This window comes from Azospirillum brasilense (assembly GCF_008365405.1).
GTDB lineage: Bacteria > Pseudomonadota > Alphaproteobacteria > Azospirillales > Azospirillaceae > Azospirillum > Azospirillum brasilense_D.
In genome coordinates, this window is record NZ_QOKV01000009.1 from 218,561 (window position 1) to 240,061 (window position 21,501).

The following is a 21,501-nucleotide window of genomic DNA, read 5'->3' on the forward strand; positions in this document are numbered from 1 at the left end:
TGCGAGGATACCGGCGCCCGTGGGGCCATCGCCTGGAAGGCCGGTCACACCGGTATAGCCGCATTGAGCTCATAATGCGAACTATTCTTATTATCAAAGAATGCCCCTCGGTTGGTGTTGCCAGCACCCCGGTCACGGCGTACCGGAAGCAGCTGTTTCGGGAACATAGATCAGTCGCCCGTCCGGCAGGCGGTAGGTCGTTCCGGCAAGGACTCCCCGGCCTTCCCCAATGGTGCCGGTCGATTCGTAGCGGGTCAGCTCCCGCCCGTCCTTCACCGTGATGCGCATGTCGGATTCGCCGGGATTCTCCACCACGACGGCTTTGGTCGACGAGAAGGGGTTGAGCGGGTTGCGCACGATGACAATCATCAGGATGCCGATGACCACCAGGAACAGGTCGATCAAGTTCACCACCGACAGGATCGGATCGTCGGCGTCGTCATGGTCGAGAAAGCGCATCAGCCGGCCCCCCCGGCGTCGGCCAGGGACCGCTCCACCGCCCGCAGATCCTCCAGCAGCCAGCGGCGGCGGAAGGTCAGGATGAAGAAGGCGATGCTGGCCGCCACCAGCGCCAGGATCACCGCGGAGAAGGCCACCGTCAGGTTCTCGCCGATGCCCTGGGCGTCGTTGCGGGTCAGGGCCAGCAGAGCCGGCCCCATGGGGATCATCGTCGCCACCAGCCCCAGCATCGGCGCGCTGCGGGCCACCACCCGCAGCCACTCCAGCCGCTTCATGATCCACAGCTCCAGATCGTCGCTGCCGCATCCCGTGCGGTGCCGGTGGGCGATCAGCGGCGAGCGGTGCACCCCGCGGCGGCGTTGCCACGCCTCCACCGCGAAGGCCCCCAGCGCCGTCAGGCTGTAGGCCAGCGACGCCAGGATCAGCAGCAGGACGGGCAGCAGGAACAGGCGGGCGATGTCGTAGAGCCCACTTTCTAGAATGGTCATGATGAAGTCCTCAAAGAAGTGAGCCGTCGGTTGGCGCCGGCCTGCCGGGCGGCTCCGCCCAGAATGAAGAGGATGAGCAGGCTAAGACCGGCCAAAGCACGCCACGCCGCGGGATCGGCCCCGCGGTCCGCTGGAACCGGGGTCATCACCGTCCCCCGCACAGCTTCGGAAACGGCTTCGGACGGGGTGGCTTCCGCGGATGGGGAGGGGGCGGATGGTTCCACCGCCGGGGCGTAGCCGGCGGCCATGGCCTTCATGAAGGCGGCGGTGGCCGGTGCCCCGGCACTCGCACCGTGGTCGCGCGCCAGCACCTGCCAGCGTTCGGCCAGTTCGCGGCGCGTCCGGTCGTCGGCGTCCCAATAGCCTTTCCGGATCGCTTCGGCCATCCGCTCGATCACCTGCGCCTGGGCCATGGGGTTGTGCCGTTCGAACCAGCCGTCTAGCCCGAGGTTCCGGCGGTCCCGGATGTAGGTGTCGTGGACCGCCTGCCATTGGTCGGCCCGCACCGTCTCCGGCGCCGTCACCTGCCAGCCCCACAGGTTGTTGACCGTCTTCACGATCTCCGTGGTGCCGGCGTAGCCCTCCGCCTGCATGGCGCCGATCCAATGCGGGTTGAGGGAGCGCGACCGCAATTCGTCGGCCAGGAAGCGGGCGGCCCCGGTGATGCGCCCCTGCGCCTCCCGCAGATCGGCGATGTAGAGCGAGGGGCTGTCGCCGTCGAGGCGCCGCACCGCCAGCGCCAGCCCGCCGAGATACTCGAAGGGATGGTCGGTGGACAGCACGCCGTGCAGCCGCGACGAGCGGGCGAGCACCGCCGCCTGAACGCCGCGCAACGTCTCGGCGAAGAGGTTTCCATCCTCCGTCGGCAGCCGCACACCCCATTCCCGCGCGCCATAGGCGTATTGCAGCCGGTCGAGGAACGCGTCGGCCAGCGCGGCGTCCTGCGTCCAGTGTGTGGAATCGAGCACCGCATCGGTCAGTCCGCTGCCGTAATCCCCCGGCTCGTTGCCGAACAGCCGCAGCGCGGCCAACTCCTGCGCCCGTTCCGGTGCGACGCCCTGCGCGATCAGGCTCCGCGCCGTCTCCGCGCTGTGGCGCGCCACGGCGTTGCCCGGCTCGTCCAGCCGGGCCAAGCGGTCGATGGCTCCGGCCAGCAGGCGCATGAAACCGTCGAACTGGTCCCGGTAGACGCTGGTCACCTGGAGAACCACGTCGATGCGCGGGCGCCCAAGTTCTGCCGCCGGCACGATGTCCAGCGCGGTGACCCGGCCCCCGCCGTCCCACACCGGGCGCAGGCCCAGCGCGTGGAGCACCTGGCTTTCCAACACGCCCAGATGGCGCATCGCCTCCGACGACCACAGCGAGACGGCGATCTTCTCCGGCACCGCCCCGTCATGCTCGGCCCGGTAGGCGTCGATCAGCTTGGCCAGCGCGTCGGCCCCCGCCTCGTAGGCCGCGCGGGTGGGGATTTTGTCCGGCTCGAAGGCCGCGATGTTGCGCCCGCTCGGCACATCGGGATTGCGCACCGGATCGCCGCCGGGTCCCGGCCGGACGAAGCCGCCCGACAGCCCGGCGAGCAGAGCCTCCACCTCCTGCGGGTCGGCCAGATGACGGTCGAGGGCGGCGGCCCGCTCCAGCAGAGCGCGCAGCTCCGGATCGGCGACCGTGTCCAGCGCCATCTCCTCGCGCAGATGGCGGTGCAGCAGGCGGTAAGGCTCCGTCTCCTTGAGGGTGTCGAACGTGCCGGCAAAGACCTCCCGAGGGTCGAGGCCGAGACGGCGGTAGAAGGGTTTGCCCAGCTGCTGCATGACCGTGGCGAGGCGGTGCTCGGGGGCGGCCGGATCCCCAAAGCTGTGGAGTCCCAGCGGCATGGCGTGGCGGGCCAGTTCGTGCAGATGGTCATGGAGCGCCGCCAGGAAGTTGTCGAAATCCGCGCTCATGCGCTCGGCATCCCACCCGAGATCGCGGGCGATGCCGGCCTCCACCGCTGCCGTCCGGATCCGTTCGGCGGTGCGGTCACGGGTGGCGCCTCCGTCGAGCTGGCCATGCTCATGGACCAGCGCGTGGAGGTCGCGCAGTTCGTCATACAGCCCGGCGGGGGCGAAGGCCGGGGTCTGGTGGCTGACGGTGACGGCGCGGCCCCGCCGCCTGGCCTGGATCGCTTCGCCGATGTTGTCCTGAATGTAGGGATAAAAGACCGGCAGGGAGCCGACCGCCAGGATCGGGAAATCATGGGCCCACAGGCCGCGTTCCTTGCCCGGCGTCCATTCCTGGGTGCCGTGGGTGCCGAAATGGATCAGCGCATGGGCCGCCAGCGCCTGCCGCACATACAGGTAGACGGCGAGGTAATAGTGGTCCGGCGGCATCTTGGCATCGTGATAGGCGTGGCCGGGCGTTCCGCCGCGCGGCGGCTGGGGCAGCAGGGTCAGCTTGCCCAGACGCAGGCGCGGAACCACGAAGCGCGCCTCGCCGTCGATGGTGCGGACCGCCCAATGCTCCTCGGGCCGGCCCCAGCGGTCGGTGACGCTGTCGCGGACCGTCTCCGGCAGGGCGGCGAACCACGCGGCGTAGCGGGCGACCGGGAAAGCCTCGGCCAGCCCGGCGGCCAACAACTGGTCAAGCGTCTCGGGCCGGTACAAGCCGCCGAGCATCGCCTGCCCCGCCTCGATCAGCCGGGCCTCTTCGGTCGGCGGCACGTCGTAGCCGGCGGCGGCGAGCGCGCCGGTCAGCCGTTCCAGGCTGCGCGGCACGTTCAGGTTCGAGGCCGACAGGTTCTTCTCGCCCGGTGGATAGTTCCACACCATCACCGCCAGGTTCTTGTCGGCGTTGGCCGTGCGGCGCAGGGCGGCGAGCGCCGCCACCTTGTCGAGCAGGGCCGCCACCTGTTCGGCGATGGGCACGGGTTCTCCCCTCTCCACGGCTTCGATCACCAGCGGATCGCTCATCCCCCAGCCTTCCGGCACCGCCAGGAACGGCGCCACCAGCTGGGACGGAACGCCGCCTGGCGCGCGGCGCCAGTCCTCCGGCCCGCCGTCGCGATAGCCGAGGGTCTGCAGCACGGGAATGCCCAGGCTCTCGAACTCGGCCCGACGGGCGGGACCATTCTGCATGTGATGCAGGTTGACCAGCAGCGCGGCACCCGCCGGCCGCAGAAGAGACTGCAGCGCCTGCGGATCGGTGGCGTCGAACCAGATCGCCAGCGGAGCCAACCCACGGGACTCGGCTCCCGCCACCAGGGCGTCGATGACCCCGGTCTGCATCGCCGACAGGCTGCCGGCGTGAAAGGCGAAGGCGACGCGCGGCGCGTCGGCTGGCCAGCGGTCCGCGCCCCAGGCGAGATAGTCCCCGACGTGTGAAAAAAGCCGTGCCGCCGCCGGATGATAGACGCCGCTCTTCGGCAAGGGCTCCGCCGGGGCCAGGGCCTCAATGTTTCCACCCGCCCGCCATTCCCGGATGTAGGCGGCCATGCGGCGCAGATTGATCTCGCCGCCGTTGGCGTAATAGGCGAGCAGGCGCCGCGCGTGCTCCGGGGCCACACCTCCGAAGGCGGGAGGGCCGCCTCCGACCTGGAGCCAGGGCACGCTGGCATCGTCCAGCGCCGTCCCCAGCGCCTGTCGCACCACGGCGAGATCGCCTGGACGCGGTGTGTCGAGGATGACGAGGTCGGCGCCGGCCAGCCACGCCGCCGGCTCGCCCGTTGCGGTCTCGACGCGCAGGCTGTCCAGCGTCACCCCGTTCTCGTCGGCGAAGCGGGCGAGGCGCTCCAGCTTGCCGGGCAGCACGAAGCTGTTGGTGACGACCCGGACCGTCGGGCGCGGTGCAGCCTCCGCCGCCCGTGTCACCGCCATCCCGGCGGCGCACAGGCACAGGACCACGATCAATCGTGAAAGGAGCGTCATGTCAGAAGCTGTGGTTCAGGCCGACCCAGTAGAGCCGCCCCTCTTCCGCATAGGGGAAGAGCGGGGACTTTTCGGCCAGCCGCTGGTCGGTGAGGTTCTGAATGCCGCCACGCAACACCACGCTGTCGGTCAGCTCCTGGCTGAGGTCGAGCGACAGCAGCGTGTAGGCCGGCAGGCGCGTCGCCGCGCCCGAGGAGGGATAGAGCGCCTGTCGACCGACATACTCGGTGCGCAGCCGCGCGGTGAAGCGTTCGACCGGGCTCCAGGCCAGCGTGACGTTGGCACGGTGCCGGGGTCGTTCACTCAACTCCAGACCCGTGCCGCGGTCCTCGCTGTCGAGGAAGGTGTAGTTGGCGTCGAGGCGCAGATTCGCCGGCAGGTCGATTCCGCCCTCCAGCTCCATTCCCCGGATGCGGGCCTCGTTGATGTTCTGATAGGTGCGGATTTCCCGGCCGCGGATGCCGCAAAAGCGGGTGCAGGCGGTTTCGATCAGATTCTCCAGGTCGTTCTGGAACAGGGTGGCGCGAAGCGACCAGGATTCGGCCCGGTACTCCGCTCCCAACTCGTAGGCGGTGCTGGTTTCCGGCTCCAGGGCCGGGTTGCCGACCACGGTGAAGCGACCGGCGGCGGCGGCGGCCTGATATTGCGGCGAGAGCTGCTTCAGCGTCGGCGCCTTGAAGCCCTTGCCGACGCCGCCCTTCACGGTCAGCGCGTCGGTCAGGTGATGGACCATATAGGCGCGCGGGCTGTGCTGCCAGCCGAACGCCTCGTGATGGTCGGCGCGGTCGCCCAGCACCAGCGACGAGTCGGCGCCCAAACTGATCTCGTCCTGGAGGAACAGGGCGTGATGGATCGCTTCCGCCGAGCCGGCGCGGTTGATCGTGCTGTCGGTCAGGCGCTCGCGGTGCCATTCGCCGCCCAGCGTCACGCGGTTCCAGGACAGCACCGGCACGCTGACGTGTCCATCGACGATGTCGTCGGTGAGCGTCTGCGGATCGGTCGGCACGCCGGCCGAGCGTCGGCTTGTGCGGTCGAGCGTGGATCGGTAGGCGCGCAGGCTGGTGTTGCCCCAGGTCCAGTCACCCTGATGCGCCAGTGAGAGATGGCGGCGGTCGATCGTGTCGGTCGTGGTGTAGATCGACGCGGCGGTGGCACCGGATTGGACGGTGTAATCCCTGGTCTCGTGCCCCTGCCCGTAGGCCAAGTCGATCCGCTGCGCCTCGTCGGGCGTCCAGGTCAGGGCGGCGCTGCCGGTGGCGGCGCGCCGCCTCTCCAGCTCGGTCAGACGCGGATCGGCCAGGGCGCGGGTCGGCTCGCGGCCCTGGCTCCGGCCGGTGACGCTCAGGCCAAGCACGCCCGGCACCAGCGGTCCGCCGGCATAGGCGCCCATCTGCCCGCTGTCGCCGCCCGTCCCGGCCATCAGCCCGCCCTGGGCGGACAGGCTGCCATGCCAGGCATCGGTGGCGCGGCGTGTGATGACGTTGACGACACCACCCAGAGCCTCCGACCCGTAGAGCGACGACATCGGCCCGCGCACCACCTCGATGCGCTCGATGGCTTCCGGCGGCACCCAGTTGAGGTCGTAGTCGGCATGCGCGATGGCGTTGCCGGCGGTGTTCACACGCTTGCCATCCATCAGGATCAGCGTGTGTTCGTCCGGCATGCCACGGATGGAGATGCCACGGCGGTTCAGACCGATGCCGCCGACCATGATGCCGGGCGTGTCGCGCAGGGCGTCCGCCAGATCCTGCACCGGGCGCTGCAGAAGTTCATCGCCGGTGATGACGGTGATGGTCGCCGGGGCGTCGGCCAGCGAGCGTTCGGTGGTCGTCGCGCTGACCACGACCGGTTCCAGCACGACCGGACCATCCGCCGACGCTCCGGCGGCGCACAGCAGGGCCGGCGATGCGGCGAGAAGGCAAGAGAATACCGTTCCCGCCCGAGGGCGGGCGCGGCTGGCACGGCAGTTCATGTTATCCCCCAAAAGTCCCCCTGGCGTGGGAACTCATCACGCCAACTAAGTTATGTTATAACATAACATATCTCTTTCGCGTCAACCCCCCTCTGTTCCGTGAACGCAACCGCATGTTCTCAGGCGTCGTCGTTACGGCGGCGGCCCACAGGCGATGACGATATCGCCGCTGGATAAGAGCTGTTGGCCGAACGCGGCATCGAGGCGTCCTAAAAGACGGGCCGGCGTTGGGTGATGAGGCTCGGGCCGGCCATTGCCGACGGGGTCAATTACCGTGACAGTGCCCAAGGAGCGCCTCGATATTGGCGTTCTCATCGCATTGCTGCTTGGCAGCAAGGGCACGTTCCACTTGCCTGAAGTCAAGTCGCGGCCCGGCTCGGCGGGGTAAGGTTCGGCCCGTGCCCACTGAGGGGGAGGTGCCGAAGACTACGAACTCCTTGCCGATGCGGTCATCCATTCGCCGGAATGGTCGGCACGCGGTCGACGATCGCAGTCATCGCACCCGCTGTTCTCCGCTTTCCCACAACCCGAACATTGTCGGGGCTGGACCTGCCATGATCACAAGAACGGACGCCATGACCGACACCGTCGCATCCGCGAAGCCGAGCGTGCCCTGGAGGCAGCGGACGGTTCTGTTCATGATGGCGTCGGTGACGTTCCTCTTCCTGAGTTTTCTGCTCGTCAGCGCCTACGCCTGGTTCCATACCGACGCTGCGGTGCGGGTGGCCCATGTGGGCGAGCTTCGGTCGCTGCTCGCCAGCCCCGAGCCCGCCAAGCCCGGTCCGGATCTGGCCGGGCGCGTCGTCTACGTCCGGGGAACCGCAACGGCTGGAAAGCCGATCACCGACAGCAGCACGGGCGTTACCTTCGAAAACTCGCTGATCATCCAGAGGATCGTGGAGCGGTACCGCGGTGGCCGGAAGGCAGGCTGGAGCCCTGAGGAGACGCAGTTCATGCCGTCGTCCGGCGCGCGTCTTGACGGCTGGGCGTTGACAGACCCGCTTCTGGCCGCAACGCCCTCGGCACTGGAACCCCTGCGCCCGAGCGAGGATTACCGGTTGCCCGCGGGCATGGTGCTCTCTGTCAGCGATCCCCATGGGGCTTATCAACCAAGCGGCAGCGCACGGGATTTCGACCCGGTGTCTCATCCGACGGCCAACGACCGGCGACTCATGTACCGGACTTTGCGGGAGGGGGCCTTGAGCGTGATCGCTGTGGCCGACCGGAGTGGTCGCGGACTGGTGCCGCTTCGCATCGACGGGGACGACGTGGCGCTCGTGGCGAATGGAAGCGTCGATGCCGCGACCATGGTCGAGGATGTGCTGAAGAACGCCAACGCGGCGCGTGCCGAAACGATGCTCTTGGCTCTTGCCGCCGGTTGGGTGTTGTTCCTGATCCCGGCGTTCTGGGCGCCGGTGCGGCGCTGGACCGCTCTGATCATTGTCCCCTTGGGCGGCATCCTCGTGACACTCGCCGCCGCATCGGTCGCGGCCGTGCCGGGTGGCGTGGCCGGCAGCTTTCTCGCTGGGCAAGCCGTTGCGCTCGGGTATGTGCTGCTGATCGGATTGGCTGCCCGGGGGCGTGGCACCTTGGCTTGACCCGGTCGGAGGGGGCTTCGCAGCACACTGTGCCTAGCCGCCGACGAACCCCTCAAGCGGGGCCGTGCTCGACTGCACAGGGCCATTCGGCCTGAGCCACGCCGCCACGGCCCGAGGACACCGCCAGCGGTGGATCAGCGGAGTCTCAGGGATCGTTGCGACCGTGGGCCACACGAAACCAGTGCTCCGCGTGTTGACGACAGGTTTCGGCTTCGACGGAATCGCCGGATCGCTCGGCGTCGTCGGCGCGGGCGAGCCACTGGACATGCTTTTGCTGAGCGGAACCATTGACCTTCTGGTGCGGTCGCGCCGGGGCTCCCTGCACGGATTGCCGTTGGGCCGCTTTGCCGAACCGTGGCTGCCGACGGGCGCGATCGCCCGACGGATTGTCGAAAGGCATGAACGTTGATCCTCATGTGGTCGGCGGGCCGCGATCAGGAGCGAAGGATGATTTCCGGACGCTCAATCCCGGCATTCCTTTGTCACGTCGGAAAAAGCTCGGAAAGCTTCGGTCACATCATTCATGACCTGCGGGAAGAACGCAACGCGGCCGGCAAGCGGGCCTTCATTGATTGGCGTGGGGTGGGGAAGCGGGCGCGACAAAGGGGGCGGTTTGCCGGGGTCCCTCTCGTCGGCACGGGGAGGCTCGTAGAAATGTAGGGCGAGCTGACCATCGGGTTCGGCGGCGTAGGGCAGGCCGGGCTCGGTCCGGCGTTCCGCACCGGGAAGGACATACTGATCGCCTTGGGCGGTCCTTTCCGTCAACGGCATCCAAGACACCCATTAACCGGTTGAAGCCTCGTTCAACCTATCAGATTTCAGCCAATCCGCTCCAGCGAATACGGCAGGTTGCCGGGCCTTCGAAGTGGCAGGCAACTCCGGGAAGCGGCTGAACGAAAGGCCGTGTGCGGTCAGAGCGCGAACTGGATGCGGTCGTCCTCGTCCGTCTCCGCTTCGGCGGGGACGGCGCAGCACAGCAGCACCTCGTCGGCGGCGACCGCCGCGCTCGGCTCCTTGACGTAGGTCACCGCACCCTTGAGCAGCTTGGTGCGGCAGGTTCCGCAGGTGCCTTCGCGGCAACTGAAGGCGGGATCGAGGCCGCGCGCCTCGGCGAGGTCGAGCAGCGTGCCGGAGCCGGGTGTCCAGCGCGCCTCCTTGAGCGTGTTCATGAAGGCGATCGGCACCGGCTTGGTCGAGGGCGGCCGACGCGCCGGTGTCACGGCGGCTTCCGTGGCCTCACCCGTCCGCTTCAGAGAGGACGGCCCGAACGCTTCGGCGTGAATCCGGCCGTCGGCGATGTTGTAGCCGCGCAGGCCGTCGTAGAGCGCCTGTGTGAAGGCGGGCGGCCCGCAAAGGTAGAAGTCGTAATCGTTGAAGCCGAGGATTCGCGTCAGCAGCGCCATGTCGATGCGGCCCACGGCGTCGTAATCGACTCCCGGCGCGGCATCGCCGGGATCGCTGAGGACGCGGACGAGCCGGACGGCGCCGTTCGCCGCCGTGACGAGATCGGCGATTTCCCGGTCGAAGGGACGCTCCGGTCTGGAGCGCGCGGCGTGGACCAGGATCGTCGGGCGGATTCGCTGCGTGCGCAGCCCCTCATAGACCACATGGCGCAGCATGGCGAGCAGGGGCGTGATGCCGACGCCGCCGGCCAGCAGCACGGCCGGCCGCGTCGCACGGGCGTCGATGATGAAGCCGCCCGCCGGCCCGCGCGCCTCGATGACGTCGCCGACCCGGACATGGTCGTGCAGGTGCCGTGACACCAGGCCCTCGCGCTTGACGCTGATCCGGTAGATCCCGTCGGACGGGGCGACGGACAGCGTGTAGGTCCGGACGACCGGTTTGTCGGCGCCCGCCGGCGTGACGCGGATGGGCAGATGCTGTCCGGCCAGATGCGGCAGGAGTCCCGCGCCGTCGTTCGGCCGCAGATGGAAGGAGCGGATGGTGGCGCTTTCCTCGACGATACCCGTCACCGTCATCGGCCGCCAGCGCGTCGCCAACTCCTCCGCGCGCAGCCGGTCGGCGGCTTGGCGCCAGTCGCCCGTTATCAGGGAGCTGGGCGACCAGCCGTCCGCCCGCAGCGTCCAGCGCAAGGCCAGGGCGCCGGGCCGGCGGACGACCTTGCGCACCTTGAAGGTCCACAGCCGCTCGGCGCCCTGGAAGGCGGCGATCTCCGGCGACTCCAGGACCACCGCGGCGTCGCCGGTCATCTGCAGCAGGTCGCCGCTGGCGAAATCGACGAAGAGCAGCCCCGCCTTCCCGTTGAGCAGGATGTTGCCGAGCGTGGCGAAGAAGAGGTTGCCGTCGAAATCCGGAATGGTGAGGGTGCCGTCCTCGGCCACGCGGACGAACCCGGCCTTGCCGCCACGATGCGACACGTCGACCTGACGATGATTTCCGCGATCGGCGTAGGAGGCGACGAAGAAGGCGTCGGCCGCCGCGATCACCGTCCGCGCCGCCGGATCGAGGGCCGTCAGTTCCTCGACGGCGCCGGCGAAGGGCTGGGCGGGGTCGCGGGCCAGCGTGGCATCGCGCAGCTGGATGTAGCGGGGGCAGTTGCCGAAGCTCTGGTCGACCGCGACGCGGAAGCCCGCGGGCGTCGTCGAGACGACGCCGTTCATGCGGTTGCGCCGCCGCGTGTGCATCTCAATGCCGAGGAGGCCGACCGGCTCGCCATCGGCCATGCCGGCCCCCGCGGGGTCACGGGCAGCCGGGCGTGCGGCGATGTCGAGAAGGGTCGGGGACGGCGAGGACATGAAGCCGGGCCGGCCCTCCAGCACGGTGGCCCAGGCATCGCCGCCCGGGTCGGCGCTGCCGATCACGAGGAACGGGAGCTGGGCGTAGAAGTCGCGGTGCTGGTCGGGCATGAAGTCGCGGACGACCCGCTGTCCGACCATCGCCATCCGCTCGGCGACGCCGACCTTCTCCTGCAGGAACGTCTCGCCCTCATGCCACGTCGGCAGCGACTTCGTGGTCTCGCCCATGTCCCGTCTCCTCCGTGAAAGAAGCGGGCGCGCCGGTGCGCGCGCCCTGGCAGCGCGTCATGCGGCGGTGAGCCCCGCCGGCGTCTGGGCGAAGGGGACGAAGCCCGGCAGCGCCTCGACCCGGCGGAGGAAGGCGTTGACGGCCGGATAACCCGACAGATCGACGTTGCCTTCCGGGGCGCGGGCGACGTAGCTGTAGATGGCGACGTCGGCGATGGTCGGCCGGTCGCCGACCAGCCAGTCGCGGCTGGACAGGTGGCTGTCGAGCCTCTTCAGGAGGGTGTGCGCGCGGCCGATGACCTCGTCGGGGTTGAAGCCGGCGCCGAACACCGTGACCAGCCGCGCCGCCGCAGGGCCGTAGGCGACCTCGCCCGCCGCGACCGACAGCCAGCGCTGGACAGCCGCCGCGTTCCGGGCGTCCTCGGGCAGCCAGTCGCTGCGCCCGGCCTTCTTCGCCAGATAGACCAGGATGGCGTTCGAGTCCGCGACGACCACGCCATCGTCGTCCAGCACGGGCACCTGACCGAATGGGTTCAGCGCCAGGAATGCAGGGATCTTGTGCGCGCCCGCCGTCAGGTCGACCTCGACCAGCTCGTGGGGCAGTCCGAGCAGGGAGACGAACAGGCGGGCGCGGTGCGCATGGCCCGACAGCGGGTGATGATAGAGCTTCATAGCCGACTCCTGCGATGCTGGCCGGGACCATCCCGATCCGCACACAGAGAGTGCGCCTCTCAGCCGATCACGGGAATGACCCGGTTTGGCAGTTCATCATTACAGCCGGTGCAATAATGCCGGCCCGAGGAGGGCGTTCGGAATGAATGCGTTTGAAGGTCAGGTCTCTCCAGGATAGGTGTAAAAATAGGTTGCACGGCGGTTGGCCACTCCGGGGGGCAACCGTCAACTTTTCGGCCAACCCGTTGCCGGGACCGGCGGAGGCCAAGTACGGAAGCGGCGTAACGACGCGCACCAATCCCCGCTACGCCGGCCACCGCAATCTCGCCGAGACCATCGCAACGGCCGTGTGGCATCCCGGTCACCCGCCACCGCTTGGCTCCCTCCAGCGTCCAGCCCTTCCGCCGCATGCCGGCCAACTTTGCGACCGAGCCGGACCTTGCCCTCTCCCTGATCGCGACGTTGGTGCGCAAATCGGAATGACGAGACGCTGTCGTGGAAGGAGCGCCGGCCGCGGGATGGGCCGGAACCTGCCGAAATTTCTCAACGGGTCACGTCGACGACGACGCGGCCGCGGATATTCCCAGCGAGAATTTTGGTCGCCAGTTCGGGCAGCGCGTCGAAGGGCTGCACCTCGTACATCGTCTTCAGCGCGCTCCGGTCCAAGTCGCGCGCCAGCCGTGTCCAGGCGGCGTCGCGGCGGTCCGGCGGAGCCATGACGGAGTCGACGCCCAACAGCGCGACGCTGCGCAGGATGTGCGGCAGGACCGTTCCCGGCAGATCGGAGGAGCCGGCCAAGCCGCAGGCGGCGATGGCGCCACCCCACGCGGTCTGCGACAGCGCGTTGACCAGCGTCTGCCCGCCCACCGAGTCGACACCACCGGCCCAGCGCTCCTTCTGCAAGGGGGCTCCCTTTTCCAGAAGGGCGGCGCGGTCGATGAAGTCACTGGCGCCGAGGCCACGCAGATAATCGTGCGTCTCCGGACGGCCGGTGGAGGCAACGACCGGGTAACCGCGCTTGGCGAGCAGCGCCACCGCAATGGAGCCGACACCGCCGGCAGCACCGGTGACCAACACCTCCTTGCCGCCGGGGCGGATGGCGCCCCACCGCTCCAGCGCATCCACGCACAGCGCGGCGGTGTAGCCGGCGGTGCCGATGCCCATCGCCTCTTCGAACGAGAAGGCGTCCGGCAGACGGGTCAGCCACTCCGCCTTCAGGCGCTGAAAACGGGTGTAGCCGCCCCACTGCGTTTCCGACAGGCCCCAGCCGTTGGCGACCACCTTGTCGCCGGGCTTCCAGGCGGGAGAGCGGGACTCGACCACGGTGCCGGCCAGATCGATGCCGGCGACCATCGGCAGCTTTCGGGCGATCCGGCCCTTACCGGAAACCGCGAGTCCGTCCTTGTAATTGAGCGTGGAGCAGGCGACCTCGACCAGCACGTCGTTGTCCGGCAGGTCAGCCAGCGTCAGCGTCGTGAAGCCACCCTTCGGCTTGCCGCCAACGTCCTCGATGACAAAGGCTGTGAAGTTCTCGGCCACGGTGGTTCTTTCCCTTTGATGAAGACGATGTTGGATGGGCACCGTCACTCGCCACCACGGAACACAGGGGCGCGCTTTTCCAGGAAGGCGCTGACGCCTTCGCGGGCGTCCGCTCCCTTTTCCAATCGGCGGGCGACCGCCGCTTCATAGGCACCGGCGGCTTCGATCCCCTCGCGCTCCCCCAGAATCACTCCGGTCTTGATTGCGGCAACCACGGAGGGGGCGTTCTTGGCGATGGCACGCGCCAGGACGAGCGCTTCGTTCAACGCCTCGCCCTTTCCTGCCAGACGGTTGACGAAGCCGGTTCGGTAGGCCTCGTCCGCGGGCAGGGGATTGGCCGTCAGCATCAGTTCCAAGGCACGGGCGGACGACATCAGGCGCGGCAACCGGCCGATCTGTCCGCCCTCCGGGAGCATGCCAAGGCGGGCGCCCGGCGACCCGAACGTCGCGTTGACGCTCGCGACGCGCAGGTCGCAGGACAGGGCGAGAATGAGCGCCGCGGCGTAGCAGTGCCCGTTGACGGCTGCGATGACCGGCTTCCTCATGTCCCGTGGGCGCAGGAACGGGGCCTCTCCCAGATTCGTCGCCGCGTGGGCGCCGGAGGCGATTTCATTCAGATCGTGTCCGCTTGAGAAGGCGATGTCGCCGGCGCCCGTCACCACGACCACCCGCACGGCGGCGTCGCCGTCCGCGTCGTTCAGGTGGCCTAGGAAATCCGCGGCCATCGTGCCTTCGAACGCGTTGCGCTTGGGTTCGTTGGAGATGGTCAGGATGCGGATCGCGCCCTCGGTCTGGGCGGTAATCTCGGGCATGTCAGAAGTCCTCTTCGAGGCCGGTTGGTTTTTTTCACGGGGAGACGGGGTGCAGGCGTCAGCGCCAGATCTTGTCCTGCCAGTCGTAGGCGCCGACGCGGAGGTCGGGCTTTTCCGCCAGCAGATGCTTCTTCTGCACACGCTGCGAGTCCGTGAGGGGGAAGGAGTCGCGATACTCGTAGTAGCGGGGCACCTTGAAGGCCGCGAGATGCCGCCCGCAGTGATCGGCGATGCGCTCCGGCGTGCAGGTCGAGGGATCGACCCCCGGCGCCAACTGGATGTAGGCCTTGATTTCCTCGCCGCGATAATCGTCGGGAACCGGAACGATCGCGGCGTCCTGGATTCCTTCGAGCGTGCGCAGCACCACCTCGACCTCGCGGGACGAAATGTTCTCGCCGCTGCGGCGCACCATGTCCTTGGTCCGCCCCAGGATGTAGTGATACCCGGAGGAGTCCACGCGGGCCAGATCGCCGGTGCGGAACCAGCCCTTGCGGAACGCCTGCGCCGTCGCCTCCTCGTTTCCGAAATAGCCCTTCAGCAGGCCGCGGCCACGCACGCAAAGCTCCCCGGTCGCGCCCGTCGGCACGGGATTGCCGTCCTCGTCCGCGATCATCGCGTCCCGGAAGGGGGCGACCACCCCGCAACTGGCCGAGCCGGTCATCTCGGCGATCCGGTGCGCCGGCATGTAGGTGCCGCCGCCGATCTCGGTCATGCCGTAGAACTCCTGCCCGTACACGTCGAAGCGGCGCTGGAAGTCGGCGTGGCTTTCCGGTCCGAACGCGAAGATGGTGGCCAGCTTGAGCGCGTTGTGCGCATCCGCTGGCCGGGCCGGCTGCTTGTAGACCATCTCGAACAGCGCGCAGTAGTCGCACTCCAGTTGCGCGACATCGAGCATGAAGCGTTTGGCGCCGGGCTTGCGCGGGAAGAAGGCGCAGCCGCCGCTCACCATCGCGTTCAGCAGGATTCTCTGCCCGACCATGTAGAAGAAGCTCGAACCCACATAGAAGCGCCGCAGGTCCGTGGCGAAGAACTCGGTGGAGCTGAAGCCCAGGCAAAGCCAGTAGTCGTTGGTCAGCATGCAGGCTTTCGAGAAGCCGGTGGTGCCCGACGTGTACTGGAGATTGAGAACCGCGTCCGCGGAACGGGGGGTGTGGGGTGCCCGGCGGCCCTGCGCCTCGTCCATCAGGGCCTGCCAGCGGCGATGCTGGCCCGGCGCCGTATCGCCGATGACGATGACGCTGGACGGGGGGAGTGACACCGTCTCAAGCGCATCAAGATGCGGCAGGAACTCCGCCTCCAGGATGAGGAAGGCGGCGAGCGAGGTCTTCAGCACATACTCGACCTCGCGGGAGGTGTAGGTGGCGTTCACCGGCACCATCACCGCCTGCAGGCGGGACAACGCCAGCCACGCGATGGGAAACTCCTCCCGGTTCCAGGCCATGACCGCGACATGCACGCCGGGGCCGATGCCGAGCGCGGCGAAGGCGGCGGCGGCGGTTTCGACCTTGGCCAGCACCTCGCCCCAGCTCCGCTCCACACCGTCGTCGATGAACCGCCACGCCGGGGCGTCCGGGTGCCGGACGGCGGTTTGCGCCAGGAGGTCGAACACCGAATCCGGAAGTGTTGCCGTTTCCAGACGGCGGGCGAGAGCATCGGGTTCTTCCGTGCGAAAATCTGCGAACATCACTCTTCCCGTAGATGAGGGGTGGCCCGTAGATGAGGGGTGTGTCGCGACCGGTTATCCCGCGCGCCGTTCGGCGCGGCGCTGGATACGATCGCTCAGGAAAACCGCCGCAAAGGTGGCCAGGATGAGCAGCGACGCGACCGCCGCGACAACCGGCGTCAGATCGTGGCGCATGTCGGCCCAGATCCGCATTGGCAAGGTCTCGTTGCGTCCCATGACGAACAGGGCGATGACCAGCTCGTCGAAGGAGATGAAGAAGGCGAAGACGCCCGCGGAGATGACCGCCGGCCGGATGGTCGGCAGCGTGACGTGCCAGAAGGCCTCGTGCGGCCGGGCCCCCAGGACCCGGGCGGCCCTGGCGAGCGTGTCGCCGGTCTGGCGGAGCGCTCCCGACACCGTCGTCGTGACGAAGGGCAACGCGAGGACCGCGTGCACCAGCACGATGCCGCCCATGGAGCCGTACAGGCCGAAGCGGCTGAAGACGAGGAGCGTGCCGAGGGCGAGAATGATGACCGGCACGACCTGCGGCCCCAGGAAGATCGGTCCCGCGATCCGCACCGCGCGGCCGTCGCGGCTCAGGACCAGCGCCGCCGCCGTGCCGACGACAGTCGCGAGCAGCGCGCTGGCGGCTGCGATGACCAGGCTGCGCCAGGTCGCGTCGATCCAGCCGGGCGTGGCGAAGAAGTCCTCGTACCAGTGCAGCGTGAAGCCGGTCGGCGGGAATTTGAGGTATCGCGTCTCACTGACCGACATCGGTACCACCAGCAGCAGCGGCAGCAACAGGTAGAGGAGGACGCCGACGAAATAGACGGGCAGGAGGTAGCGTCCAGACTGTTCCCACAGTGTTCGTTTCATCGCGTCCCTCCATGGCCGCTCAGCCGGGTCACGCGCCGGAAGAGCAGGGCGACGGCGCCCACCATCAGGAAGCCGGCGACCAGCAGCACCATCCCGAGAGCCGAACCCAGCCCCCAGTCGAGGGTGACCGTGATCTGCGTCGCGATGATGTTCGCGATCATGTTTTCCTTCGGCCCGCCGACCAGGGCCGGGGTGATGAAGAAGCCCAGCGCCAGGACGAAGGTGAGCATCCACGCGTTGACCGCGCCGCCGGCGCTCAGCGGCAGGAAGACGTGGAGAAAGCCGCGCCACGGGGTGGCGCCGAGGATGCGCGACGCCAGCAGCAGGGAGCGGTTGATGGTCGTCATGCTGGAGAACATGACCAGGATGGCGACCGGCAGGAGCACCTGCACCATCGCGATGTACACGGCCCCACGGCTGTAAAGCATCTGGAGCGGCGTATCGATGATCCCCGCACCGATCAGCATGGAGTTCACCAATCCCTCGCGGCCCAGGACGACGATCCAGCCGAAGGTCCGCACCAGCACACTGACCCAAAGCGGCGTCAGAATGAGCAGGAGGAGCAACGTGCGGCGCCGCGGCGGGCAGGACGCCAGACAATAGGCGGCGGGGTAGCCGGCCAGGATGCACGCGAAGGCCACGCCGGCGGCGAGTTGCAACGTTCCGAACAGGATGGTGCGGTAGGGCCCCTCGCCAAGCGCTTCCTGGTAATGCTCCGCCGTCAGTCCGGCGTCGCCCTGCAGACTCCACAGGGCGACCTCGCCCACCGGGACGAGGAAGGCCAGGAGGAACAGCAAAGCCGCCGGAGCGAGCAGCCAGAGGGAGGAGAAGGGCGCGCGCCGTCGGCGCGCCGCCCCTATCCCATCACGCGGCATGGAAACGCCGTCGCTCATTGCAGACGCCAAGTTTCCCACCGCTTCTGAATGCGCGGCAGGTTTTCGGCCCAGAATTCGGCGTTCAGCGCGAACTGCACCTCCATGTTTTCCGGGCTGGTCGGAAGTTGCCTGGCTTCCTCCGCCGACAGGATCTTGTAGATGTCGGGGTTGAAGCTGGAGTAGGGCATGGCGCGGGCGATCTCGGCCAGACGCTGCGGCTCGTTCCAGCAGTATTTCATGAACTGCATGGCCGCGGCGGCGTTGTTGGCCCCCTTGACGATCGAGTAGTAGCTGACGTCGAGCGAGCCGCCGTTCCAGATCAGCTCGACCGGGAGCTTGTCCTTCTGCAACTGCTGAATACGGCCGTTGAAGGCGGTCGCGTAGAACACTTCGCCGCTGGCCAGCAACTGGACCGGCTGCTGCCCGCTGGTCCACCATACGGTGATCGCCGGCTTGATCTCGTCGAGCTTCTTGAAGGCGCGATCCACGCCTTCCGGCGAACGGAGCACGTCATAGACCTCGGACGGCTTCACGCCGTCGGCGATCAGCGCGAATTCCAGGTTCTCCGCCGGGGAGTTGCGCAGCGTGCGGGGGCCGGGGAATTGCTTGACGTCCCAGAAGTCCTTCCAGCCGGTGAAGGTCTTGCCTTCCGGCAGCTTGTCCGTGCGCACGCCGATGGTGGTGGAATAGGCCACCGATCCGATCGCGTGGCTCTTGCGGGCGATCGGCGGCAGCTTGTTTTCAGGGTCGACCACCGACCAGTCGATGGGCTCCAGCCAACCGTTCTTCTGCGATACCGGCAGTCCCGAACGCTCGGTGGGCGCGATGTCCCACAGAATGTTCCTGGTGGTCTGCTGGGCACGGATCTGGGCGAGGGAGTCTTCCGTCGCGGCCTGCGTGACGGTGATCCCCGTCTCCTTGGTGAAGGGCTGGATGCAGATGCGGTTGAGCGTTTCCGCCCAAGCGCCGCCGTAATTGGCGATCACGACCGTCTTGTCCCGGGATTGAGCCAGCGCCGCACCACCAGCGGCGCCGACGAGCGCCGCTCCGAGAGAGAGGCTCCACAGCAGCTTGTTCATAGAACGCTCCTCTATCAGCTTTTCATCGACTGGTTCTGGAAAGGTCTGGAACGAGGACGACGTCGGATGGGCGGAGAACGAGGTTCGCCGTCTCTCCGCGTTCCGGGATCCGGTCCCTGTCGCGTCTCTGTTCCCGGAAGTGGATGAGCGCACCGTGGCCGGTGCGGGCGCTGTATTCGATCACGTCGCCCAGGAACACGGCCTCCTGGACGGTGACCGATACGGCGATGTCCGGCCCTTCGGCCGGGCGGCGCTGCAGCTTCTCGGGGCGAATGCTTGCGTACCAGGAGCCTGGACGGGCAATGAACACGTCGTCCCGATAGGTGATGCCGAGTTCGGGAATGGCCACCGTTCCGGGCTGCGCCACGCCGGCGGCAAGCAGGTTGGTCTGCCCGATGAAATCGGCGACGAAGCGGCTTTGCGGTGCGTCGTACATTTCGGACGGCGTGCCGACCTGTTCGATCCGTCCGTCGCGCAACACGACGATGCGCGACGACATGGCCAAGGCCTCACGCTGATCGTGGGTCACATAGACCACGGTGCAGCCGAGTTGGTGCTGGATTTCCTTGATCTCGAACTGCAGCGCCTCGCGCAATTTGAGGTCGAGGGCGCCCAGCGGTTCGTCCATGAGCAGGACGGGAGGTTCGAACACGATGGCGCGGGCGAAGGCGACACGCTGCTGTTGTCCGCCGGACAGATCGCGTGGCATGCGACCGGCCAACGGGCCGAGCCGCACGATCTCCAGCACCCGCTCCACCCGCTCCTTGATCTCCCGGCGCGGCGCGCGGCGCATGCGCAGCGGGAAGGCGATGTTGTCGAACACCGACATGTGGGGGAACAGGGAATAGTTCTGGAACACCATCCCCAGATTTCGCCGCTCCGGCGGCTCGTCGATCACCGAACGTCCGTCGATGCGGATGTCGCCCGAGTCGGCCGTGGAGAAGCCCGCAAGTGCATTGAGCGCGGTGGTTTTGCCGGACCCGCTCGATCCAAGGATCGTCAGGAACTCTCCCGGACGAATCGTCAAAGAGAAATCATGAAGCGCCTTTACCGATCCATAGGCCTTCCTGACGGATTGGAACTCGATCGTCGCGCCGGTGGACCTCGTTTTCAGGTTCGCCTCCCTGGTCAAGGTGCCACTTGAAGGTTTATTCACGTCCACCATCGTAGGTACCATCGGCCTGTCCAGTGATGACGCATTGTCTAAAAATGACAGTATGTATAAAAATGTACCGCGTCAAGAGGCCACAGTGCGATTGTCCAACATTCATGGTCAGGACCGATTCGGTCGAAGGGTGAGGGCGTAAGATGCGGGAGGGTGTGGGCAAACCGGGAAGCGAGCCCGAGTGTGGTGAAGGCTCCGCTCCGCTGTTCTTCGAAGAGGTGCTCGCGATATGGAGCCGGGAACGGACGCGCCCGAAACGGGAGCGGACGCGCTACATGCTGCTCTCGATCGTCGCCCGTCACCTTCGGACGTTTCCGGGAAAACTGATGACCGTCGAGGCGCTGCTTGACGAGGCCGGGCTATCCCGTGGCACTTTCTACAACTATTTCAAAGACATGGACGAGTGCGCCGCTGTCCTCGTCAATCTGTTCTTTGAGCATGTGACGTATCGGCGGTCGGCACCCAAGGGGCCGAGGAGCAGTTACGATGCGATACTGGACGCCAATACGGTCTATTGCCGCGCTTACGAGGCGAACGCCGGCGTCTACAGCCTGTTCTCCGAGCTCGCCACACGTGACCCGGAGGTGCTGCGCATGCGCGAACGCATGAATTCAGAGTGGGTCGATCGCATCATAGCGGTCGTCGCCCGCCGTCGCGGTCGTCCATTTACCGAGGGTGAGCGCAGCAAATTTGAAGGTGTTCTGAGATTGATGATCGCTATGACGATCGAGAGCCTTCGAGAAAGATTCGTTCATGGCGACGCGCTGCTGTGTCGGTCGTTTCCCACCGCCGACAGCTTGGCAAAAGCTCTGTCGGACCAGTGGTACAAGGCGATGGAGGAATTCGATTGTCCAACCCAGCAGGCTACAGACGCCACTTGAAAACGTGTTCATGCCAGGCGGCTTCAGGCCTGGTGTGGCAAATTTCCCCATCACGTGAATTTAGAACGTTTGACAACGTGTTGTACGGAGGCGGCTGCGTCGGTGTCAGCCCCTTCAGCATGTATTTCGGCCAGGGCCGGACCATGGGTTGGCGCCTCGTCGGTGTTGATGGCCGCCGGCTTCTCGCACTCCTTCAAGCCGTTGGGCGCCTTGGCCGGGAAGCGCTTGGCAGAGGCGGCGGTGTTTCGTGTGGGAGAGAGGCGGAGGTCGATGATGACCCCAGGCTTGTCGGCGGCCCGATAGAGGTGGGCCGACGCACCGCCCGGGGCACGATCCCACCCTCCGACGTGGCGATCCCTGACCTCCGACACCGCTTGGCCCCCTCCAGCGTCCAACCCCCTCCGCTGCATGCCGGGGTCGTGTCCCGAAGCGTGGTGTAGCTGTGGGGAAGCGGCCCGCCGCAGCGCCTTCCCATGGCTGGCGTAGGCGGGCCGGTTATCCACAGCGGGGCGGTCATCGCGGTTCTTCGATAGAGTCTG

The 21,501-nt window shown here is 67.5% G+C and carries 18 protein-coding genes; 2 read left to right on the forward strand and 16 right to left on the reverse strand.

Going from position 1 to position 21,501, the window contains the following annotated elements; genetic code table 11:
- Positions 1-132: 132 nt before the first annotated feature.
- From DS837_RS16235 to DS837_RS16250, 4 genes are read right to left on the reverse strand one after another with little or no spacing between them, the layout of a single operon-like run.
- On the reverse strand, positions 133-459 hold the full coding sequence (locus tag DS837_RS16235; protein ID WP_149165704.1) for a DUF2149 domain-containing protein: 327 nt from the start codon (positions 457-459) through the stop codon (positions 133-135).
- Positions 459-947 (reverse strand): MotA/TolQ/ExbB proton channel family protein, encoded by a 489-nt coding sequence (locus tag DS837_RS16240; protein WP_149165705.1) that lies wholly within the window; start codon positions 945-947, stop codon positions 459-461. Before DS837_RS16240 ends, DS837_RS16235 begins: the two co-directional genes overlap by 1 nt.
- A complete protein-coding gene (cobN, locus tag DS837_RS16245) occupies positions 944-4,846 on the reverse strand; it encodes a cobaltochelatase subunit CobN (protein WP_247889965.1) in 3,903 nt (1,300 codons plus the stop codon). The genes DS837_RS16240 and cobN overlap by 4 nt, the downstream gene beginning before the upstream one ends.
- A 1-nt stretch (position 4,847) precedes the next feature.
- A complete protein-coding gene (locus DS837_RS16250) occupies positions 4,848-6,704 on the reverse strand; it encodes a TonB-dependent receptor domain-containing protein (RefSeq protein WP_247889966.1) in 1,857 nt (618 codons plus the stop codon).
- Positions 6,705-7,393: 689 nt separating this feature from the next.
- On the opposite strand from DS837_RS16250, the gene DS837_RS16255 reads away from it, so the two are divergent.
- Complete coding sequence (locus DS837_RS16255) at positions 7,394-8,416, forward strand: TMEM43 family protein (protein WP_170295878.1); 1,023 nt, start codon at positions 7,394-7,396, stop codon at positions 8,414-8,416.
- Between the two features lie 145 nt (positions 8,417-8,561).
- Here the strand turns inward: DS837_RS16255 and DS837_RS16260 are convergent, their stop codons facing one another.
- From DS837_RS16260 to DS837_RS16310, 11 genes are all read right to left on the reverse strand, one after another.
- Complete coding sequence (locus tag DS837_RS16260) at positions 8,562-8,816, reverse strand: DUF4167 domain-containing protein (RefSeq protein WP_149165708.1); 255 nt, start codon at positions 8,814-8,816, stop codon at positions 8,562-8,564.
- Positions 8,817-8,878: 62 nt separating this feature from the next.
- A complete protein-coding gene (locus tag DS837_RS16265) occupies positions 8,879-9,187 on the reverse strand; it encodes an NAD-glutamate dehydrogenase (protein WP_149165709.1) in 309 nt (102 codons plus the stop codon).
- A gap of 140 nt (positions 9,188-9,327) precedes the next feature.
- Positions 9,328-11,400 carry a 2Fe-2S iron-sulfur cluster-binding protein gene (locus tag DS837_RS33090; protein ID WP_149165710.1) on the reverse strand — a complete coding sequence of 691 codons (2,073 nt, stop codon included), beginning with the start codon at positions 11,398-11,400 and terminating at the stop codon, positions 9,328-9,330.
- Between the two features lie 57 nt (positions 11,401-11,457).
- Positions 11,458-12,072 (reverse strand): glutathione S-transferase family protein, encoded by a 615-nt coding sequence (locus tag DS837_RS16275; protein WP_149165711.1) that lies wholly within the window; start codon positions 12,070-12,072, stop codon positions 11,458-11,460.
- 543 nt (positions 12,073-12,615) lie between these two features.
- Positions 12,616-13,611 (reverse strand): MDR family oxidoreductase, encoded by a 996-nt coding sequence (locus DS837_RS16280; RefSeq protein WP_149165712.1) that lies wholly within the window; start codon positions 13,609-13,611, stop codon positions 12,616-12,618.
- Between the two features lie 44 nt (positions 13,612-13,655).
- Positions 13,656-14,423 carry an enoyl-CoA hydratase/isomerase family protein gene (locus DS837_RS16285; protein WP_149165713.1) on the reverse strand — a complete coding sequence of 256 codons (768 nt, stop codon included), beginning with the start codon at positions 14,421-14,423 and terminating at the stop codon, positions 13,656-13,658.
- Between the two features lie 58 nt (positions 14,424-14,481).
- On the reverse strand, positions 14,482-16,107 hold the full coding sequence (locus tag DS837_RS16290) for a class I adenylate-forming enzyme family protein (RefSeq protein WP_149165714.1): 1,626 nt from the start codon (positions 16,105-16,107) through the stop codon (positions 14,482-14,484).
- Between the two features lie 54 nt (positions 16,108-16,161).
- Entirely contained in the window at positions 16,162-16,962 is an 801-nt protein-coding gene (locus tag DS837_RS16295; RefSeq protein ID WP_149165715.1) for an ABC transporter permease, read from the reverse strand.
- The gene (locus DS837_RS16300) at positions 16,959-17,855 is read right to left on the reverse strand and encodes an ABC transporter permease (protein WP_149165716.1); all 897 of its coding nucleotides are present in this window, start codon (positions 17,853-17,855) and stop codon (positions 16,959-16,961) included. Before DS837_RS16300 ends, DS837_RS16295 begins: the two co-directional genes overlap by 4 nt.
- On the reverse strand, positions 17,852-18,916 hold the full coding sequence (locus DS837_RS16305; protein ID WP_149165717.1) for an ABC transporter substrate-binding protein: 1,065 nt from the start codon (positions 18,914-18,916) through the stop codon (positions 17,852-17,854). Before DS837_RS16305 ends, DS837_RS16300 begins: the two co-directional genes overlap by 4 nt.
- Positions 18,917-18,938: 22 nt before the next feature.
- Positions 18,939-20,081, reverse strand: coding sequence for an ABC transporter ATP-binding protein (locus tag DS837_RS16310; RefSeq protein WP_247889967.1), 1,143 nt, complete (start codon positions 20,079-20,081; stop codon positions 18,939-18,941).
- Between the two features lie 275 nt (positions 20,082-20,356).
- Here DS837_RS16310 and DS837_RS16315 point away from each other — a divergent pair, with 275 nt between their 5' ends.
- Positions 20,357-20,962: a TetR/AcrR family transcriptional regulator gene (locus DS837_RS16315; RefSeq protein ID WP_247889968.1), complete on the forward strand. Its 606-nt coding sequence runs from the start codon at positions 20,357-20,359 to the stop codon at positions 20,960-20,962.
- Between the two features lie 50 nt (positions 20,963-21,012).
- On the opposite strand, the gene DS837_RS33335 is transcribed toward DS837_RS16315, so the two are convergent.
- A partial coding sequence (locus DS837_RS33335) for a DDE-type integrase/transposase/recombinase (protein WP_211102270.1) occupies positions 21,013-21,501 on the reverse strand: 489 nt, incomplete at its 5' end.

What these genes read in the sequence shown, in the direction of transcription:
- DS837_RS16235 (WP_149165704.1), bottom strand. Translation starts at nt 459, where the DNA reads ATGCGCTTTCTCGACCATGACGACGCCGACGATCCGATCCTGTCGGTG.
- DS837_RS16240 (WP_149165705.1), bottom strand. Translation starts at nt 947, where the DNA reads ATGACCATTCTAGAAAGTGGGCTCTACGACATCGCCCGCCTGTTCCTG.
- cobN (WP_247889965.1), bottom strand. Translation starts at nt 4,846, where the DNA reads ATGACGCTCCTTTCACGATTGATCGTGGTCCTGTGCCTGTGCGCCGCC.
- DS837_RS16255 (WP_170295878.1), top strand. Translation starts at nt 7,394, where the DNA reads ATGACCGACACCGTCGCATCCGCGAAGCCGAGCGTGCCCTGGAGGCAG.
- DS837_RS16260 (WP_149165708.1), bottom strand. Translation starts at nt 8,816, where the DNA reads ATGCCTTTCGACAATCCGTCGGGCGATCGCGCCCGTCGGCAGCCACGG.
- DS837_RS16265 (WP_149165709.1), bottom strand. Translation starts at nt 9,187, where the DNA reads ATGCCGTTGACGGAAAGGACCGCCCAAGGCGATCAGTATGTCCTTCCC.
- DS837_RS33090 (WP_149165710.1), bottom strand. Translation starts at nt 11,400, where the DNA reads ATGGGCGAGACCACGAAGTCGCTGCCGACGTGGCATGAGGGCGAGACG.
- DS837_RS16275 (WP_149165711.1), bottom strand. Translation starts at nt 12,072, where the DNA reads ATGAAGCTCTATCATCACCCGCTGTCGGGCCATGCGCACCGCGCCCGC.
- DS837_RS16285 (WP_149165713.1), bottom strand. Translation starts at nt 14,423, where the DNA reads ATGCCCGAGATTACCGCCCAGACCGAGGGCGCGATCCGCATCCTGACC.
- DS837_RS16290 (WP_149165714.1), bottom strand. Translation starts at nt 16,107, where the DNA reads ATGTTCGCAGATTTTCGCACGGAAGAACCCGATGCTCTCGCCCGCCGT.
- DS837_RS16295 (WP_149165715.1), bottom strand. Translation starts at nt 16,962, where the DNA reads ATGAAACGAACACTGTGGGAACAGTCTGGACGCTACCTCCTGCCCGTC.
- DS837_RS16300 (WP_149165716.1), bottom strand. Translation starts at nt 17,855, where the DNA reads ATGAGCGACGGCGTTTCCATGCCGCGTGATGGGATAGGGGCGGCGCGC.
- DS837_RS16305 (WP_149165717.1), bottom strand. Translation starts at nt 18,916, where the DNA reads ATGAACAAGCTGCTGTGGAGCCTCTCTCTCGGAGCGGCGCTCGTCGGC.
- DS837_RS16310 (WP_247889967.1), bottom strand. Translation starts at nt 20,081, where the DNA reads ATGGTGGACGTGAATAAACCTTCAAGTGGCACCTTGACCAGGGAGGCG.
- DS837_RS16315 (WP_247889968.1), top strand. Translation starts at nt 20,357, where the DNA reads ATGCTGCTCTCGATCGTCGCCCGTCACCTTCGGACGTTTCCGGGAAAA.